The sequence below is a fragment of the Paradesulfitobacterium aromaticivorans genome (genome assembly GCF_054657415.1).
The window spans coordinates 175,097-192,168 of record NZ_BAAHYT010000008.1; the positions used below are offsets into that span (position 1 = coordinate 175,097).

15 protein-coding genes are annotated in these 17,072 nt (G+C 48.9%); 1 reads left to right on the forward strand and 14 read right to left on the reverse strand.

All coding sequences use genetic code 11. The annotated features are described in order from the left end of the window. Positions 1–186: 186 nt before the first annotated feature. From ACYQ2N_RS03170 to ACYQ2N_RS03225, 12 genes are all read right to left on the reverse strand, one after another. A complete protein-coding gene (locus ACYQ2N_RS03170; RefSeq protein WP_459997476.1) occupies positions 187–1,533 on the reverse strand; it encodes a sigma-54 interaction domain-containing protein in 1,347 nt (448 codons plus the stop codon). Between the two features lie 309 nt (positions 1,534–1,842). Beyond that, positions 1,843–2,979, reverse strand: a complete 1,137-nt coding sequence (locus ACYQ2N_RS03175) for an acyl-CoA dehydrogenase family protein (RefSeq protein ID WP_459997477.1) — start codon at positions 2,977–2,979, stop codon at positions 1,843–1,845. A 63-nt stretch (positions 2,980–3,042) separates the two neighbouring features. After that, positions 3,043–3,786: a 3-oxoacyl-ACP reductase FabG gene (gene fabG, locus ACYQ2N_RS03180; protein ID WP_459997478.1), complete on the reverse strand. Its 744-nt coding sequence runs from the start codon at positions 3,784–3,786 to the stop codon at positions 3,043–3,045. A gap of 114 nt (positions 3,787–3,900) precedes the next feature. Further along, the gene (locus ACYQ2N_RS03185) at positions 3,901–4,356 is read right to left on the reverse strand and encodes a MaoC/PaaZ C-terminal domain-containing protein (RefSeq protein ID WP_459997479.1); all 456 of its coding nucleotides are present in this window, start codon (positions 4,354–4,356) and stop codon (positions 3,901–3,903) included. Between the two features lie 108 nt (positions 4,357–4,464). Beyond that, complete coding sequence (locus tag ACYQ2N_RS03190) at positions 4,465–4,896, reverse strand: Zn-ribbon domain-containing OB-fold protein (protein ID WP_459997480.1); 432 nt, start codon at positions 4,894–4,896, stop codon at positions 4,465–4,467. Next, positions 4,896–6,071, reverse strand: a complete 1,176-nt coding sequence (locus ACYQ2N_RS03195; RefSeq protein WP_459997481.1) for a thiolase family protein — start codon at positions 6,069–6,071, stop codon at positions 4,896–4,898. The genes ACYQ2N_RS03190 and ACYQ2N_RS03195 overlap by 1 nt, the downstream gene beginning before the upstream one ends. A gap of 141 nt (positions 6,072–6,212) precedes the next feature. Beyond that, on the reverse strand, positions 6,213–7,790 hold the full coding sequence (locus ACYQ2N_RS03200) for a class I adenylate-forming enzyme family protein (RefSeq protein ID WP_459997482.1): 1,578 nt from the start codon (positions 7,788–7,790) through the stop codon (positions 6,213–6,215). Positions 7,791–7,857: 67 nt separating this feature from the next. Beyond that, entirely contained in the window at positions 7,858–9,603 is a 1,746-nt protein-coding gene (locus ACYQ2N_RS03205) for a hydantoinase B/oxoprolinase family protein (protein WP_459997483.1), read from the reverse strand. A gap of 1 nt (position 9,604) precedes the next feature. Further along, positions 9,605–11,716, reverse strand: coding sequence for a hydantoinase/oxoprolinase family protein (locus ACYQ2N_RS03210; RefSeq protein ID WP_459997484.1), 2,112 nt, complete (start codon positions 11,714–11,716; stop codon positions 9,605–9,607). A gap of 199 nt (positions 11,717–11,915) precedes the next feature. After that, positions 11,916–12,506, reverse strand: coding sequence for a response regulator transcription factor (locus ACYQ2N_RS03215; protein ID WP_459997485.1), 591 nt, complete (start codon positions 12,504–12,506; stop codon positions 11,916–11,918). Continuing rightward, positions 12,485–13,633, reverse strand: a complete 1,149-nt coding sequence (locus ACYQ2N_RS03220; protein WP_459997486.1) for a sensor histidine kinase — start codon at positions 13,631–13,633, stop codon at positions 12,485–12,487. Before ACYQ2N_RS03220 ends, ACYQ2N_RS03215 begins: the two co-directional genes overlap by 22 nt. A 266-nt stretch (positions 13,634–13,899) precedes the next feature. Continuing rightward, positions 13,900–15,240, reverse strand: coding sequence for a hypothetical protein (locus ACYQ2N_RS03225; protein ID WP_459997487.1), 1,341 nt, complete (start codon positions 15,238–15,240; stop codon positions 13,900–13,902). A 301-nt stretch (positions 15,241–15,541) separates the two neighbouring features. Here ACYQ2N_RS03225 and ACYQ2N_RS03230 point away from each other — a divergent pair, with 301 nt between their 5' ends. Next, positions 15,542–15,784, forward strand: a complete 243-nt coding sequence (locus ACYQ2N_RS03230) for an AbrB/MazE/SpoVT family DNA-binding domain-containing protein (RefSeq protein WP_459997488.1) — start codon at positions 15,542–15,544, stop codon at positions 15,782–15,784. Between the two features lie 163 nt (positions 15,785–15,947). On the opposite strand, the gene ACYQ2N_RS03235 is transcribed toward ACYQ2N_RS03230, so the two are convergent. After that, positions 15,948–16,166, reverse strand: a complete 219-nt coding sequence (locus tag ACYQ2N_RS03235) for a hypothetical protein (RefSeq protein WP_459997489.1) — start codon at positions 16,164–16,166, stop codon at positions 15,948–15,950. Positions 16,167–16,183: 17 nt separating this feature from the next. Next, on the reverse strand, positions 16,184–17,062 hold the full coding sequence (gene nrfD, locus ACYQ2N_RS03240) for an NrfD/PsrC family molybdoenzyme membrane anchor subunit (RefSeq protein WP_459997490.1): 879 nt from the start codon (positions 17,060–17,062) through the stop codon (positions 16,184–16,186). Positions 17,063–17,072: the final 10 nt, after the last annotated feature.

Consider the following 17,072-nt stretch of genomic DNA (forward strand, 5'->3'; position numbering starts at 1 on the left):
ACTTTCTGAATTCTTGGATTGAATCACGGGCTTAATCCCTGAGTCATCGGATAACCCTAAGCCTGTTGCATTTGTGCTCGCCCTGTGGCAATTATGCAACGGGGATATGGGGAATACCTTGGGAGCGCAACATCCCTCTATGTTCACCCCTCGAGATAAGAACGCTGGGGTAAGGTTCAAAAACCGTCAATTCGTTTGAAATTGGATCCCATATTTTTTTGCTTTCCTCGCTATCGTTGAATAGTCCATTCCCAGAGCTTCTGCAGCACCACGGGTCGAACTGAAAACCTGAGCGGCTTTTTGGATTATTTCCCGTTCCACAAGCTCCCGCGCTTTTTTCAGGTTCATCAAACCGCTCACAATCACGCGCTTGTCCTCGTCGCCCTGCAGGTCAAAATAATCCTTAAGAACCTCGTCGTCAAGCCGGATGGTGTCATCGCAACAGGATACCACCAGTCGCTCCACAATGTTTTCCAGCTCCCGCACATTACCCGGCCAATCGTAAGCGGTTTCGAAATAGCGCACCACTTCCGGAAGAATTCTTTTCTCACGATGATACTTCTCATTATATTTTTTAAGGAAAGCTCTGACCAAGCCGGCTATATCCCTTTTCCGCTCCCGCAAAGGGGGAATGTGAATGGGCACCACGTTTAACCGGTAAAATAAATCCTCACGGAAAGTCCCTTGTTTAACCATAATCTTGAGGTCGCGGTTGGTAGCAGCTACGAACCTCACATCCACCTTTACCTGTTTGACTCCGCCGATGCGTATAAAGCGCAGTTCCTGGATCACCCGCAGCAGCTTAACCTGAAGGCTGAACGGCAACTCTCCTATCTCATCCAGCAAAATGGTTCCCTTATCAGCGACCTCCAGCAGCCCCGCCTTGCCTTCTCTTACAGCCCCAGTGAAAGCGCCCTTTTCATAGCCGAAGAGTTCAGATTCCAATAGATTTTCCGGTATGGCCCCACAGTTAATCGCAACCATGGGACCATCATGGCGTTGACTCAACCTGTGGATCAGCTTGGCCACTACCTCTTTTCCTGTTCCTGACTCGCCGGAAATCAGCACGGTGGAATCAACCATGGCCACCCGTTGGGCCAGTTCTGAGACTCGCCGCATGGCCGGACTGTCCCAAACCACATCGTCTACGTCTAACAACCGTGTCCGCAGCTCTAAAAGTTCTGAATGATACCTCGTAACAAGATCTTTAAGTGCCATGACTTCCGTTGCATCGCGGAAAACGGCTACGGCACCTGTCATCTTTCCCTGTTCAAGGACCGGTGTGATATTGGCCACGATGTCAATGCCGACGGAAACCACATGGGAGTGATCATCAACAACGGGCTTGCCGCTACGCAAAACAGCGAGAACGCGGGAATTAGGCTCAATCTCAGAGAGCTTTCGCCCCAAGACCTTCCCTACCTGAACCCCGAAACAGCGGGTGTATGCCGGGTTAGCATAGAGTATGGTCGAATCCATGCCGACCACCATGACCCCATCGTGCATTGAATCCATAATATTGGTCGTTATCATTTGTCTTCCCCTTTGTATGGAACGCCTTAATCCCGGTTACAGACGCAACAAGTCGGCAGCGTACCTCCTGCGGCATTAACAAGCGGCTTACTGAAAACCCCCAGATTATTACTTCTATTTTTAATATTTTACCAAATAATATATAAAGACGCGAGCTATTTCGGGCAGACATATAATGAATGGAGTATCAACCAACGACGACCCCCGCATCAAAAAATGAATATGAAGAACCCCTTAAGAACAAGGGGTTCCAAATCGAATGTTTAAGATATCCTTCTGACGCTGCCGCACACCGGCATGGGCATCTCGCTAGCACAATAACTCCTTAGCAATTACAATCCGCTGAATCTGGTTGGTGCCTTCATAGATCTGCATGATCTTGGCATCTCTCATATACTTCTCCACCGGATAGTCGCGGGTATAACCGTAACCGCCAAAAATCTGGACTGCGTCCGTTGTCACTTCCATGGCTATATCAGCAGCATAGCATTTACTCATAGCCGACTCTTGGGTGAAGGGCAAGCCATTTGCCATAAGATACCCCACCTTATAGACCAGCAGACGGGCTGTTTCCACTTTCATGGCCATATCGGCCAAAATCATTTGTACGGCCTGCTGCTGAGCAATCGGTTTGCCAAACTGGACGCGCTCCCGAGCATAATTTACTGAAGCCTCCAGCGCTGCCTGAGCCACGCCCAGGGCCATGGCCCCGGTGGTGGGACGCGCCTTATCCAGGGTTTCCATGGACAGCCGGAAACCCGCTCCTTCCTCACTGAGCAAGTTCTCAGCCGGAACCTCCACATCCTCGAAGATCACTTCACAGGTGGTAGAAGCCCGCAACCCCATTTTCTTTTCTTGGCGCCCGATGCTGACGCCTGGGGTATCCCGTTCAACAACGATGGCACTGATGGCTTTATGTCCTTTTTCCTCACCGGTGCGGCAAAAAACGGTGAGGAAGTTGGCCACATTCGCACTGGTAATGAATTGCTTGCGCCCATTAATAATGTACTTGTTGCCGGATTTGCGGGCAATGGTGGCAATCCCTGCTACATCCGAACCGGCCCCCGGCTCGGTCAGACAAAAGGATGCGTATTTACCTTCTTGGGCAATGGGCTGCAAGAAACGCTCTTTTTGTTGCTTAGTGCCACCCAACAAAATGGGATAGGTCGCCAGGGAATTGCAGGAGGCACTGGTGGCCACCGCAGCACAGCCCCGGGCAATTTCTTCCGTAATGATCAGCGCGGTCAAAGCGTCAATCCCGGGTCCGCCGTAATCTTCCGGAATATTCAGGTTGGTAAACCCTTGCTCGTAGATCTTCTTCATGATATCCCAGGGATATTCTTCCTTTTGGTCCAGTTCTTCTACATAAGGCTTGATCTCTTTTTCCACAAACTTACGCACCGTATCCCGTAGCATGCGTTGCTCTTCACTCAAAGCAAAATCCATATTTCCCACCTCCATCATCTTAATGTGTTCTGGGCATCTGACTTCTGACTTCTGACTTCTGATTTACAGTCCTACCGTAATCCCACCGTCCATAAATATAACCTGACCGGTAATATAGGACGCTTCGTCGCTAGCCAAAAAGGCGTGCAGTCCGGCAATCTCCTCCGGATTAGCCATGCGTCGCAAAGGGATCATGCTAATTATCTTGTCTAAAGCCTCCTGCGGCATCTTGGCGGTCATGGGTGTTTTGGTGGCTCCCGGGGCGATGGCGTTGACGTTAATGTTGTACCGGGCGTATTCCAGAGCCAGGGTGTAAGTTAACCCCATGACACCGGCCTTGGAGGCGGCATAGTTGGCTTGGCCGGGGTTGCCCAAGGCACCGATGGAGGCCGTGTTAACAATTTTACCGTATTTCTGTTCGCTCATCGGGCCGTAAACAGCTTGGGCGCACAGAAACGTCCCTTTCAGGTTAACATCGAGCACCTGGTCCCACTGGCCTTCGCTCATTTTGCGGGCTATGGCATCCCGGGTAATCCCGGCGTTGTTAATTAAGATATCGAGTTGCCCGAACGTGCTCATGATTTTTTGAACCATAGCATCGACCTCGGCCTTGGATGTAACACTGCCCTCAACCAAGAGACCCCGGCCACCGACGGCTTCAATCTCCCGCAATACATTGGCCGCGTTTTCTGTTGCCACATCGTTGAGAACGACCCTGGCTCCTTCGCCGGCAAAACGTTTGGCTGTAGCAGCCCCGATCCCTCCCCCAGCCCCGGTGACAAATGCTACTCGATCGGAAAAACGCATCTTCCTTTACACTCCCTTCAATTAAGCCAAGTGTTTCACGAACATTGAATAATTCTAAAAACCAATTCACTCTTGATACGCATAGTACATATACAGTTATTTATACTAGCCCTCTTAACTTCGTTTTAACATGATAATCCAGTTGCCCTGCAAGACGGCTTCCTCTTTTTGATTGCGCACCTCGATCCCCATATTGATAATGCCCCGATCGCCTTTTTTGCTTTCCTTCTTCTCTCCCACTTTTAGGATGGTATGGATCGTGTCGCCAAAGCGCACCGCCCCCACGAACCGGGAGGTCATCTCGATTACGGCAATCGTGGTTCCTTCAAAAATTCCGAGTTGATTGGCCAGGCCGGTAGCGACGGACTGGATCAAGACCCCATGCGCGATTCGGGTGCCAAACGGCGTGTTGGCCTTGGCCCATGCTTCATCGGTGTGCAGCGGGTTGAAATCGCCGGAGAGTCCGGCAAAGCTTACGACATCGGCCTCAGTGATCGTGCGGGATGCCGTAAAAAACTCTTCTCCTTCGTTCATCTGCTCAAAGGTCAGACCCCGGGTCTGGTAAGCCATGGGTTTCCCTCCTTGTTTATTTTGATTTAGTTCAGGCTTGACGAACCCAAGTCTTGCGTGGTCAAGACGAACCTTTAATTGTCATTTTGGCAACTGGAATAAAAGAAATTAAGCCAGCGTGAAGGCAGGTAATACCCGTCCATCGTCCTGCTGTTCCACTTTTAAGCGCACTTTTGTGCCCGGACCGATTTGGGCCGGATCGACATCCACCAGTTTACCGATAAAGCGCAAGGGGCCGAACTGCAGCAGGGCGAAGGCCAACGGCGGCGGAAATCCGGGAAAGGCTCCCCCCTCTTGCCAGGTGGCGACAATGATTTCTCCTATTTCCGGCAAGGCTGCAAAAGATAGCTCATCCGAGAAGCATTCCGGGCATACGGTGCGGGGCGGCCAGTAAACTTTGCCGCAATTCGCACATTCGGTAGTGGTCAGACGCCCATCCTGCAAATTCTGGTAGTAGCGGTGAAGCTTGTTGAACTCCGGAGCTTGCTGGGGTACCGGATCACAGGCAAAAACATAATCCCAGGTCAATCTTTGAGCCATTACAGGTCACCCCTTCCGTAAATAAGCACATGGTGTTCGCTCACCCCGCTTAGATTGTGCCCCAACCCGATCTTAGCTCCGGGGACCTGGCGCACTCCGGCTTCGCCGCGCAGTTGCCGGAATATTTCTACCCCTTGGGCGACGCCGGTAGCTCCTAAGGGATGACCGCAACCGAGCAATCCTCCGCGTGGGTTGATCACTACATCTCCGCCATAGTCCGAGCGCCCTGCCGCCACAAATGCTCCGCCTTCACCTTTGACAGCGAAACCCAGTTCCTCCATGATAATCACTTCCGAAATACTGAAACAGTCATGAACCTCCGCCACGTCGATATCTTGCGGACCCACTCCGGCCATGGCATAGGCATCATCTGCGGCTAATTTCAGCATGGTCCAATTGGAGAGTTCGGACGGTACGTTGGCATAGTTAAATCCCGCTGCGGCCTGACCGGTGCCCAGAATAAACACCGGTTGGTCCGTGTATTCCCGGGCCTTATCCTCGCTCATCAGAATCATGCCAGCCGATCCGTCGGTAATGGGGGAACATTCCAGAATAGTCAAAGGAGTGGTCACCGGCTTTGAATTCAAGACTTCCTCCAACGTACAAGCCTTAGGAAAGTGAGCGTAAGGATTGTTAACGGCATGTACATGGTTTTTGACCGAGACCTGAGCCATTTGTTCGTGTGTCGTGCCATATCGCTGCATGTGGGATTGGGCAGCCAGCGCAAACTGGATGGGAGCCGTAACCCCCAAAGCCCCTTCATACTCCCGGTCCACCCCGCCCAGCATGCTCATAAAGGTCTCCGCCGGTTGGGGTGTGTACATCTTTTCAGCCCCGATCACCATAACGATGTCACACAGGCCACTGGCAATTGCCATATAGGCAGTGCGGATGGCGATCGTACCGCTACCACACATGTTCTCCACCCTTTGGAACAACTTGGTCGGGGTCACCCCCACCGTCTCTGCCGCTAAGGTGGCCACGTGAGATTGAAAGACCGATCTTTCCGGAAAGACGCTGGCCAGGATAAATCCCTGAATATCTTTTGGTTTAATCCTGGGGTTACTATCAAACGTTGCTTTACCGGCCTCTGAAATAAGGTCTCGATAAGTGCCGGGAAACACTCCCCACTTTTTGCTGATCCCGGCTGCGACAACCGCAACACGTCTTGGCATGACACTTCTCCTTTCCATCGCTCAATTCTCTAATTCTCTCTATATCTCTGTTCATCAATCGTCTTTATCCCCTATACATCACCCGTCTCTGTACCCCTGTGCTATTGTTAAATTCTTTAATCATGCGTCTTCCATAAGAAATCAGACATCAACCACCGCATTCCAGTAGCGGGAGCGCAACTCTTTTTTTAAGATTTTGCCGCTCGGATTTTTTGGCAGTCCAGGCACGAACTCCACCGATTTTGGGGCTTTATACGGGGCCAGCTGGGACTTGCAATAGGCGATTAATTCCTCTGCGCTCAAGGCTGCGTCTTTTTTTAGAACCACCAAAGCGTGTACGGACTCCACCCATTTCGGATTTGGAATTCCGACCACCGCACACTCATACACCGCCGGGTGTTTGTAAATGACCTCTTCCACTTCACGTGGGTATATGTTTTCTCCTCCGGAAATGATCATGTCTTTCTTCCGATCCACAATGTAGATATAGCCGTCTTCATCAACAGTCGCCAGGTCTCCGGTATACAGCCATCCATCTTTTAAAGTTTTGGCCGTAAGTTCCGGAAGCCCCCAATACTCTTTCATGACTTGTTCACTTCGGATGACTATCTCCCCGATTTTCCCGGGTTTAACCTCAACTCCCTGTCCGTTCCAAACCCTGGTATCGCAGTTGGCCGAGGGTAGTCCACAGGATTTTAATTTTTTTGTCCACCGTTCTTCCCCTTCTAAGATGTGATCAGCTTGAGCTAAGACTGTTGCCACCGGTCCGTTTTCAGTCAACCCATATGCCTGGAAAAACTTGCGGCCCCATCGGTCCATAGCTTTGCGCAGAAGGGCTTCCGGCATCGGAGAAGAAGCATAAAAGATCATGCGCAGGCTGGAAGTATCAAAAGAATTCAGGTCTGGTTGGTTCAGCATATCCACGATCATGGCCGGAACAACCTGCATTGTTGTCACAGCATGTCTTTCCACGAGCTCCAAGGCTTGCCTGGGATTAAAACCCGTCATGATCACACTTGTGCACCCACGGTAAAAATGGGCCAAGGCAACTGCATGACCCCCGGCATGATACAAGGGCATCATGTCGAGGGTAATATCTTCTTTCTGAATAGACATTTCTAAGGCTAGGGCATTGGCCGTCTGATATTGCCCGCGGTGAGTCAATACGACTCCCCTGGGCAATCCTGTGGTTCCACTTGTATAAAGGATATATGCCGCGTCATTTTCGGCGACCGGGAAATCACTGTATCCTGCATTTTCCTCTTCAAGCTTTAGTTGGCTTCCCCGGGCCAGCAAATCTTCGTAATACAAGTAACCTGGTAGCCGTTCATCCAGGCAAACAGCGTTTTCGAACAAATGGCTTATACTTTTAAGAGAATCTACCGTTTCAATATATTGCTTGGAAAAAAACAAGATAGAAGTGCCTGAGTCTTTTAGCAGATACTCCAACTCGCCAACTTGCAGCCGGTAATTCAGGGGCACTAAGATAGCCGCTCCCATATCTGTCAAGCCATAAAGCTCAAAATATTCAATGCAATTTGTCGCTAGCACAGCAGCTCTGTCACCAGGCTTAATCCCAAGCGCGCTTACCGCACGAACTAAACTCTTTACCCGTTCAGCAAAACTTCTAAAAGAGATTTCCCTCTCTCCTTGATTAAAGGACGTTTTCTCCGGGAACAGCCGGGCATTGCGTTCAATCATTTCACCCATGATCATCATGTACATCCCTCCGAACTAACCGGAATGGGTAGGAGGTTAACACGAATAACCTCCTACCGCACAATAGTTAACTGGCTTTACCCCTAAGTTTGGCCGTCTCTTCTTGGTTGACCGTTAGAGTTTCCGGATTGATTACAACTCCATACTGAACTTTGGCAGTTTCGAGCGAAAGAAGTTCATTCTGAACATCCTCTACAACTTTAGCCACCGACCTCTTAAGCGGATCCCCAAAGCCACCGCCACCGGATGAGAAGATCTCAATGCAGTCTCCTTTTTCGGGATACACAAAAGTATTTACATCTAACCACAGTCTCGTACCATCGGCCTTGATTAAATATTGACTCGTTTTCGGTGCACCCTTGCCCCCAGCTAAACCGAATGGAGCCGTATCGTCACGAACCCCGCTGCCAAACATAGCGAAAGCGACATTATCTCCCAGCACCTGCCATTTGTAATGAAGCCCATTGCCGCCGCGCCATTGTCCCGGCCCGGCATAGTCCGGAATCAGTTCATAATTCAAAATAAGGTAGGGGGTTAGCATTTCATGCAGCTCTGGATCAGGGGCGCGCAGGCCGCCAAGGCAGATCACTGTGCCCAGGTGATCCCACCCATCAATCCCTTCGGTTGCCCCTCCACCGCCTTTAGACATAAAGTGGATATCTCCAAACGGTTTTCCTGTGCGCGGATTAACCCCACCGCTGGCGGGCGCGGCCCAGCGGTTCCAAGCCGCCTGACACAGGTGTGGGACCGCCTGTGCCAAAGCGTACCAGCCCGCCTCGGCTATCGCCTCGGCAGTAGGAACTGTACTGGCCGTAGTCGGAGCCGGCTCTAACGGATTTAACAAGGAACCCTCGGGAGCAATTACCGTGACCGTCCTGGTGGAGCCCTCATTAATCTTGACTTTATTTTCGATCGTCGTAAAAAGTGAGATATAGCTGCTTGACACCGTGTTGGGATAAGTGCTGTTTAAGAAACCTCTTACTTGATGATCTGTGGCGCTATAGTCAAAAACCACGTCTTCGTCTTGTACGCTAAGGGCCAGGCGCACTGTAACAAGCTTGTCAACATCTATGCCATCATGGTCAATTTTGCGTTCTGCATAGTAAGTTCCATTGGGAATCTTGCGAATCTCGGAGCGCATTTTGGCTTCATAAGCATCAAAAACTTCCTCAATGACTGCTTCAAGCGTATCCATGCCATACTTTCCGGCAAGACTCACAAGGCTGCGTTCCCCGATGGTAGTTGCTCCCACCTGGCAGTGAAGATCCCCCTCTACCAAGAAAGGAATATGAACGTTGATCAAGATCAAGTCCCAGATGTCCTGCTGCTTGACTCCCCGTTCATATAGTTTCACCGGCGGGATGCGCAAGGCATCGGTCCAGGCATCAGTCGCAAGCGGATTATACCCTCCGACTCCACCCCCGCCGACATCAACATGGTGTCCTTTAGCCATCGACCAAAAAGTCAATTGCCCTTCAAAGAACACCGGTTTCACGACCGTAATATCAGGTGGATGATTGTTCCCCCGGTACGGATCATTTAGAACGTAAACATCCCCTTCATAAATCCTTCCTTTGAAATGATCGGCAATAGCACGCAGAGCAAACGGGGCCGCGCCGCTAAGAACCGGAATGTAATCTTTCTGAGCGATTAAGCGCCCGCGGCGGTCAAAAATGGCTGAGACGAAGTCCCGCGCTTCACTAAAAATCGGTGAGCGCGAAGTCCGCAGCATTGTTTGCCCTATTTCCACACAGATCGAACTAAAGCGGTTATCCAACACAGCGACTAGAATCGGATCAATCTTTCCAGCCATTCTAACCCCTCCTTAACTTCTCAAAAATATCCAAGAGCGCCATTCCTTTGGGATGCATCAAGTAGTTGTCAAAGGTATCGCACAGCAAATCGTATTCAGGAGGAACAACAATGGTCGTCGTCATCTCCTCAATAATGGCGGGACCCTTAATCATGTTGCCATGCCCTAACAATTGTCCATCGTAAACAGAGACCTCGCGGAAAGCCGTATCAAAGTAAACTGACCGGTACTTCTTAAATGCGGGTGAAGGATCAGTTCCCCGGAATTTTGTCTTCTTGAATTCCGGTTTCTCCGTAATACCCAACGCACTTAAGCGGAGATTTATTATTTCTGCAGTTACACCGGGCAAGGCATAACCGTAGAGGGCATCATGCCTGCGGTCAAACGTCTGAACAATTTCCGCCAGCTGGATTTCCTCAACCTTGTCGCTTCCGGAGTTAAGAGAGAACGGAACCTCAACTTCGTTAAACTGTCCTTCATAACGGAGATCAAGGGAATATTTGAGCACGATCTGATCTTCCGGAATACCTTCACGTTTTAAGGTTGATACTGCTTCTTCCTCCATTTCGCCCAGAATTGAATTCAAGCGCTTCAAGTCCGCTTGGGCTATGGATTTAGCATAAGTTCTGACGTAGTCATGACGCAGGTCGGACATAAGCATGCCTGCGGCACAGAAAACAGAAGATACTTTGGGGATTATGATCAGCGGAATTTCCAACTCCCTGGCGATCATACCGGCGTGAATCGGCCCTGCTCCTCCAGCCACCACTAATGCAAAATCCCTGGGATCATAACCGCGACTGACCGAGACAACCCCCAAGCCCGCTGCCATGTTGGCATTAACAACCTGATAAATCCCGTTAGCCGCTTGCACCACATCCATCTTGAGAGGTTCAGCAACCTCCTCGGCAATCGCTCGCTCAGCCGCCTCATAATTCAGACCCATCTTACCCCCAAAGAAATAACCTGGCTCAAGATAACCCAAAATCAAGTCAGCATCCGTAACCGTAGGTTTGCTGCCTCCGCGGCCATAGCAGACAGGTCCGGGCTGCGCCCCTGCACTTTGTGGTCCCACCTGCAAGATTCCGCCGGTATCAATCCAGGCAATGCTCCCGCCGCCGGCACCAATCGTATGGATATCGATTACAGGCAAAGCAATCCGATGCCTGGCGATACTGGCCTCCACTGTAATTCCTGGGGTCAGATCCATAATTAAACTGGCATCAAAACTGGTTCCGCCCATATCCACCGTTATCAGGTTTTTCAGTTCATGAGGATTGGCATAGGAAATACCGGCAGCAGGGCCGCCAGCCGGCCCGGAAAGTAGGGTATTGACCGCAAACCGGATGGCCACTTCCGGCGACATCACTCCTCCATTGGACTGCATGATCAGGAGAACACCTTGGAAGCCATTGGACTCAAGACGGTCTTTGAGCGAACTGAGATAACTTTTCAGTTTGGGGCCGACAAAAGCGTTAAGCGCTACCGTGCTGTTGCGCTCGTAAACCCGCACTTGCGGTATAATCTCGCTGGAGAGCGAAACATAGACATCGGGCAAATCTGTGGCTAACATTTCAGCGAGTTCATTCTCATGCTCAGGATTAAAGAAAGAAAAGAGGAAACTCACGCCCAAGGCTTCGACCTTTTCTTTTTTGAAGTAGTCCACCACGTCCTGAACCTCTTTACGGTTTAACGGCACGAGTTCTTTGCCTTCACAATCCGTTCTTTCCTCCACTGACTGAATCAGCCTGCGCGGGACCAAGGGCTGAGGAGGGGCGTATTTGGTTTCATATTGGTCCTCTTTCAGTCCCCGGCGCATATTCAATATGTCGCGAAACCCTTTGGTGGTGACAAAACCTGTTTTGGCTCCGTTTCCTGTAAGCACTGCGTTCGTCGTAATTGTTGTTCCGTGGACTATGACATCAACTTGTTTGAGGAAACTCACAATTGATATTCCTTTTTCCGCAGCCATCTCTGCTAACCCTGTAAAAACTCCCTCAGTCGGATCATCAGGCGTTGTCGGGGACTTAAATATCGCCGTGTTCCCTTCGGCATCAAACAAAAGAAAATCTGTGAATGTCCCACCAACATCAATCCCAATCTTAACTCCCATGTGTAACCCCCCTCACTTGCTTTGCAAAGAGTTATTTTTCTTCTCGCACCAAAAACTCTAGTTTTATCCCTCTGTAAATACGCGGCTTAAATCCAATGTCTGTTAAACCACCTCCACCTTTAACTAAGTTTTCTGAATTATCTAAAACCATTGTAATCAGCAAAAAAAAGAAAGGGTATAGGTTATTATTCTCATTTTCCTACAACCCCTCAAAAAGAATCTTGCGTTCAGCTGCCCAGCGAACCGCTTCAGCTCTATTAGCGCAGTTCAGCTTCGTATAAATATGATACAGATGATTTTTTATTGTATGCGCGCTCACGCTTAACCTCACAGCAATTTCTTGATTGGTAAACCCGCTGGCAACTAAGAATAGGATTTCTTTTTCCCTTACCGTAAGCTTTTCTGTTCCGGGCGTATTGCCCGGATGTACAACCGTGAGCACTGTGTTCACCAGGAGGGAAATCTCTGCATCTTTTAAGACATATCCGGCAGCCCCAGCCTCTAAGGCATCCCGGAGCAACCTGGCATTATCATGCATAGTCAGGATAATAACCTGGGTGTTAGGAACAAGTTGGCGTATTTGCCGTGTGCTGGCTACACCGTCAAGTCCAGGCATTTGGATATCCATCAGGACGAGGTGAGGCAATAGTTGCTGAGTTTTTTGCACCGCTTCCTCCCCATTCCGGGCAATGCCAACAACCCTGAACATTCCCACCGTATCAAACAATCTTTGCATAGCTTGACAAAAGAGAGTGTGGTCATCCGCAATTAATACTTTAATTTGATCCACGGCGAACCCCTCTTCACTTGTTTAGAATCTGGCAATTTAGCTCCCTGGCTTGGGGCTTTAACATTAATGCGTGTACCTTCCCCGGGTTTTGAAGAAATCTCAAAGACCCCTCCCAATAACTTAATGCGCTGTTCCATGCTAAATAGACCGAAATACGAAATACATGAAACAGTGCGGAAATCTTTTGTTTTAACCAAATCCAGATCAAATCCCTTACCATTGTCTGCTATTAAGAGATAAGCATCTTGGCTGTTAAGCTCTATTTCAACAGTTGCGGTGGTAGCCTGTGCGTGCTTGCGTACATTTTGAAGAGCTTCTTGAATAACCCGAAAAATAGCGATGCCGACAGTCCGCTCTAATCCATATTCCTCTCCTTCAATTTTCAGTCGCGCTTTAATCCCGGTTTTAGTCTCATAACTGCGAATGTAAGCCCTGAGCGTGGGGAAGAACCCTGCCTGGTTCAACCAGAAAGAATCCATATCCACACTGACTAAACGATAAGCTTGCACAGATTCTCTGATGAGCTGTTCTATTTCTCGGATTTCAAAGTAAAGGTCTTTAAGATCCTGACCCTCATGCCCTGGTCCTGCGTGTTGAATAATCTGCAGCCTTAAGATGCTGCTTGCCAGCAATTGAATCACTTCGTCATGGATGTCCCGCGCCAGCCGCTTTCTTTCATTTTCCTGGGCAGCGACAATTCCAGCCATAAGTTTTTGTTCCTGCAGTTGGAAACGCCTTGATAACTGCTCTTCATGACGTCTCCAGGCATAAAGATAAACAGTTTCCGCCAGACGCAGCACACGAATCTCTTGGTCCGTGCTTTCTATTTCTTCCTGTTGCCAAAGAGGACGCAAGACTGTCAGGATAATGCCTAACCATAATCTAACCTCATTCGGTTCCGGTGGCGATTCTTCACTTCTTATAGACAAAAGATGGAGGCTTGCATGATCTGCCTCAATTAAGTAATCGAGCAATCTAATAAATTCGTTCTTTCTTTGAAAAACCTCTGTTTCTTTACCGGCATAAGTACCGCTGGAAGTGAGATTTCTCACATTACGGTCAAATTCATTCAGAAACAGATGTTTTTTTGACTTTAGCAACTCTAAAGTAGTTGCCCAACTACTCATAACAGCATCACTTCCTACCCGATTAAAGCTAAAGACTGCCGGTGACAGCCTTTAGCTACATTCATATGGATCTAACGTGTTCCATTATGTTCCTTCAATATTGCCGCATCAGCGGTTAGCAGGTATATAATAATTATACTTCTGCTCCCTGTAAATATTTTACACCCACTGTACTATTTTAGCTTTGGAAAAGCTCGTGGGCAATGTTTTTGGGCTCAAAGACTAATTTCAAGTATCCATTGGCTCAAATAACAGAGGGAAATCAATTACTTCCCTAAATACTGAGCATAAATGTCCTCCTCACTCCGCGGGTTCTGAGCGTCAACCAGGGTGGCGGCATTACTGGGACAAATAGCCACGCACAACGCACAAGCTCCGCAATCTTCTTCAGCTACTGATGCCTTGTTATCTTCATTCATTGTAATTGCCCAGCACAGATTGTTCGCGCAAATCTCACACCCTTTACATTTGTTTTGGTCAATACTCGCTGTTAACCTGCCAAGCCCCCAATCAATTTCTTCCGCCGGTTTAATATACTGAACACCTAAGCCTCTAAATTCTTCAAGTGACTTGTAACCGTACTTACGCATGTATTCACGCACGTAATTCAAGGATTCCGAAATGAACGACCACCCTTTCCACAGGGTTCCGGATGAGAATTCGCATATCGTGGCCCCGAGCATCATCGCTTCGATTACATGTGATGCATCTACCAGCCCGCCGACTGCTGCCTGATCAATTCCCGGGACAAACATCGAAATTGTGCCGACGTTGCGGTAACACAGATACCGTGTCCACGGACCCACGGCCGGAGAAATTGTATTGGCATCCAATCCTGGATAAGGGGATTTGCCATAGTTGTGAATATCCGGCGGTGCCACAGAAAGCGGGGCGTTCACACTGGTAATGAATCTTGCTCCAACTTCTTTTAGTTGATCCGCAAAGCCTATTAGGCGTGGAAATCCCGTTTCCGGAGTTAACTTAACCCCAACGGGCACTCGTATTGTTTTAACAACCTCAGACGTGACCGCCGTTGTCAATGCCGAGTTATCTCCCAAGAGCATTCCGGCGTGTTCCGGGATTCGCTCTGAAGAGGTGAAAGAGTCCACTGCTCCTGCGGCAGAGGCTGGCAGAGGACAGGATACATCCAACTCAATAATATCTGCTCCGGCATTTTCAAAGCTTTGGGCAAGATCGGCCCACCCTTTAGGATCGGCACCAGAGCCCATTATGTTCGCTATCACAGGCACATCCGATGGCAGTTTCTTTTTCAGGTAATCGACCATCTTTAGAGATTCATCTTTGCGCATCTCTATCCGGTAGCTGTCTGCCGCAACCCAAAATCCACTCCTACCAAACCCAGGTGTGTGGGCTTTCAAAAACCGGCCGGTTGGCAGCCTGTTTTTAGGATGATCAAGCTCGACATTGGTATATGGCGTATGGACATACCCCGCGCCGGCCTCCACATGTTTCAGCAGCATCTCGGCCAATTTTTGCCCAGAGATTGACGCGGGCGCGAACGGTGCCTGCGCAGCTACTCCGATTGGCGCTCTCATCTTTACTCCTGCAAATTCAACTGACAAGTCAATGTCATCCGGTTTACCCATCTCAAAACCCCCTCAAAGAAATCCTTATCTCTTTGTCTTTTTAACCCGATTGGTTAACGGCAACAAACTTATCCTTTCATCACTCCCAACGTCTAAATATTCTGATTATTCTAATATATATCTCCATTCTAGGGATTAAATCAGGTATGTGCTATAGGTATTTCTTCTCATTTATCGAAGGAAAATTATGCTGAATAAAAAAAACCAGCACTTTGAGCGCGGCTAAAAACCGAGTAAGCGTTGTAAATTCAGCTTAAATAAATAAAGAAAACTTTAAATCTAAAGAATCGAGGTAATGATTATGAACCTGGCAAAAGTATCCTCTAATGGACAGATAACTGTTCCGATTGAAATACGCCGTAAATTAAATATCAAAGAGGGCGATAAAATTATTTTTCTTGAAAATACAAACGGAGAGATTATCCTTCAGAATTCATCCAGGGTTGCAATTATGGAAGCCCAAGCAGCTTTAAAGAATGTTAAGGTATCGGAAGAGGATATTTTACAGGATGTTATGGAACTCCGTTACTCAAAAGGAGAATAGCAATGAGAGTAATGGTGGACACAAATGTAATTATGTTGCTAAAAGACGTTTCCCAACAAAATACAGGTGCTGGACAAATTGTTTGCAATGCAAAGCCGTCTCCTGCAAGTTAATTACAAAAGACGGCTTCACTACTGTTAATTGGTTCTTACATCTTTTCTTTCTACAAAATACTGTCCATGTAGCCGGTACGTGGTTTCAGCACATATTTTCTCAGGATCGGATAAAGAATGAGGGAAATTACGGTCGAAGTCAAAAAGGCAATCGGGAGGATCTTTTGCAGGTACATTGCGAGAAAATATCCTAAAATTACCGTAATAACCCCCGCCCAGTTAACCGCTTCTCCGGCGGCTCCAGGCAAATCTTCCGAACGGTTGTGCACGATGAAATAGTCCTACATTAAAACGTCAGCTTCCCAAGTACAGGTGCATACACCCCTGCCCGGAGGAAGAGGAAGAAAATAAAGTAGTGACCGACCAGGTCTGCAGCGGTGATCAGGGCAACCACCCCTGCTCCGCCTGCCATTCCAATGAAATAAGCCATAAAGAGAGTAAAGACTAAGCCAACACCTAGAGCCAAGATATAAAACGCCGGGGCAAATGAGCCTTTAAGCAGGAGGCGCAGGGATTCCTTGGCTGCAGCAGTACCGTTGGTCATACTTAAGAGGTATAGAATAACCACGATTAGGTTTGTCACCAGGAGGATAATCTCTAAATTGCTTAAGAGTGTTTCTTCAATTGACACCGTGGTCAAGCCAAAGTCAACTAAAAACAGAGTCAGGGATGTGCCGCCAAGCACGGAGTAAAACAGACAGAGCACCGGCATCATCGCAGTATTCCACAACGGAATCGAAGGGGAAGAGTTCATTAAAAATCCGTCATAAACCGCTACGATAAAGGCCGTGATCGCTGCGATAATCTGCGCGGCCCACCAGACACCGCTCCCCGGTTCAGCCAGCAAGAATAAACCTCCTGACACCATCATAACTGCCATCGCCCAAAAACCGCGCGCTACCCAGGAAGTGCCTGGCTTAGTTAAGGCCCGCCAGAAACGTTCCGGTCGCCCCAGATAGAGCAGGTGGGCTCCGCCTTTCCCAATGAGCACAATCAAGAGCCCCACTAGTGCTCCAACTGAAGAACCTGTAAAGAGTGACATCAGGAACAGCCCGGCCCCGATTTTTCCGAAAAAGAACGCGGCCGCGATTAGAGTCGCCCACTCCGTCTGGAGACGGAAACCGGCGACAAATTCTTCTCCAACCAAAGGCATAGTTTTTGCCAATGTGCTCACC

Bases quoted from the DNA above. Each gene is read 5' to 3' on its own strand.
- ACYQ2N_RS03175 (WP_459997477.1), bottom strand. From the start codon at position 2,979: ATGGATTTTGCTTTGAGTGAAGAGCAACGCATGCTACGGGATACGGTG.
- ACYQ2N_RS03170 (WP_459997476.1), bottom strand. From the start codon at position 1,533: ATGATAACGACCAATATTATGGATTCAATGCACGATGGGGTCATGGTG.
- ACYQ2N_RS03210 (WP_459997484.1), bottom strand. From the start codon at position 11,716: ATGGGAGTTAAGATTGGGATTGATGTTGGTGGGACATTCACAGATTTT.
- ACYQ2N_RS03185 (WP_459997479.1), bottom strand. From the start codon at position 4,356: ATGGCTTACCAGACCCGGGGTCTGACCTTTGAGCAGATGAACGAAGGA.
- ACYQ2N_RS03200 (WP_459997482.1), bottom strand. From the start codon at position 7,790: ATGATGATCATGGGTGAAATGATTGAACGCAATGCCCGGCTGTTCCCG.
- ACYQ2N_RS03220 (WP_459997486.1), bottom strand. From the start codon at position 13,633: ATGAGTAGTTGGGCAACTACTTTAGAGTTGCTAAAGTCAAAAAAACAT.
- ACYQ2N_RS03205 (WP_459997483.1), bottom strand. From the start codon at position 9,603: ATGGCTGGAAAGATTGATCCGATTCTAGTCGCTGTGTTGGATAACCGC.
- ACYQ2N_RS03230 (WP_459997488.1), top strand. From the start codon at position 15,542: ATGAACCTGGCAAAAGTATCCTCTAATGGACAGATAACTGTTCCGATT.
- ACYQ2N_RS03190 (WP_459997480.1), bottom strand. From the start codon at position 4,896: ATGGCTCAAAGATTGACCTGGGATTATGTTTTTGCCTGTGATCCGGTA.
- ACYQ2N_RS03225 (WP_459997487.1), bottom strand. From the start codon at position 15,240: ATGGGTAAACCGGATGACATTGACTTGTCAGTTGAATTTGCAGGAGTA.
- ACYQ2N_RS03195 (WP_459997481.1), bottom strand. From the start codon at position 6,071: ATGCCAAGACGTGTTGCGGTTGTCGCAGCCGGGATCAGCAAAAAGTGG.
- fabG (WP_459997478.1), bottom strand. From the start codon at position 3,786: ATGCGTTTTTCCGATCGAGTAGCATTTGTCACCGGGGCTGGGGGAGGG.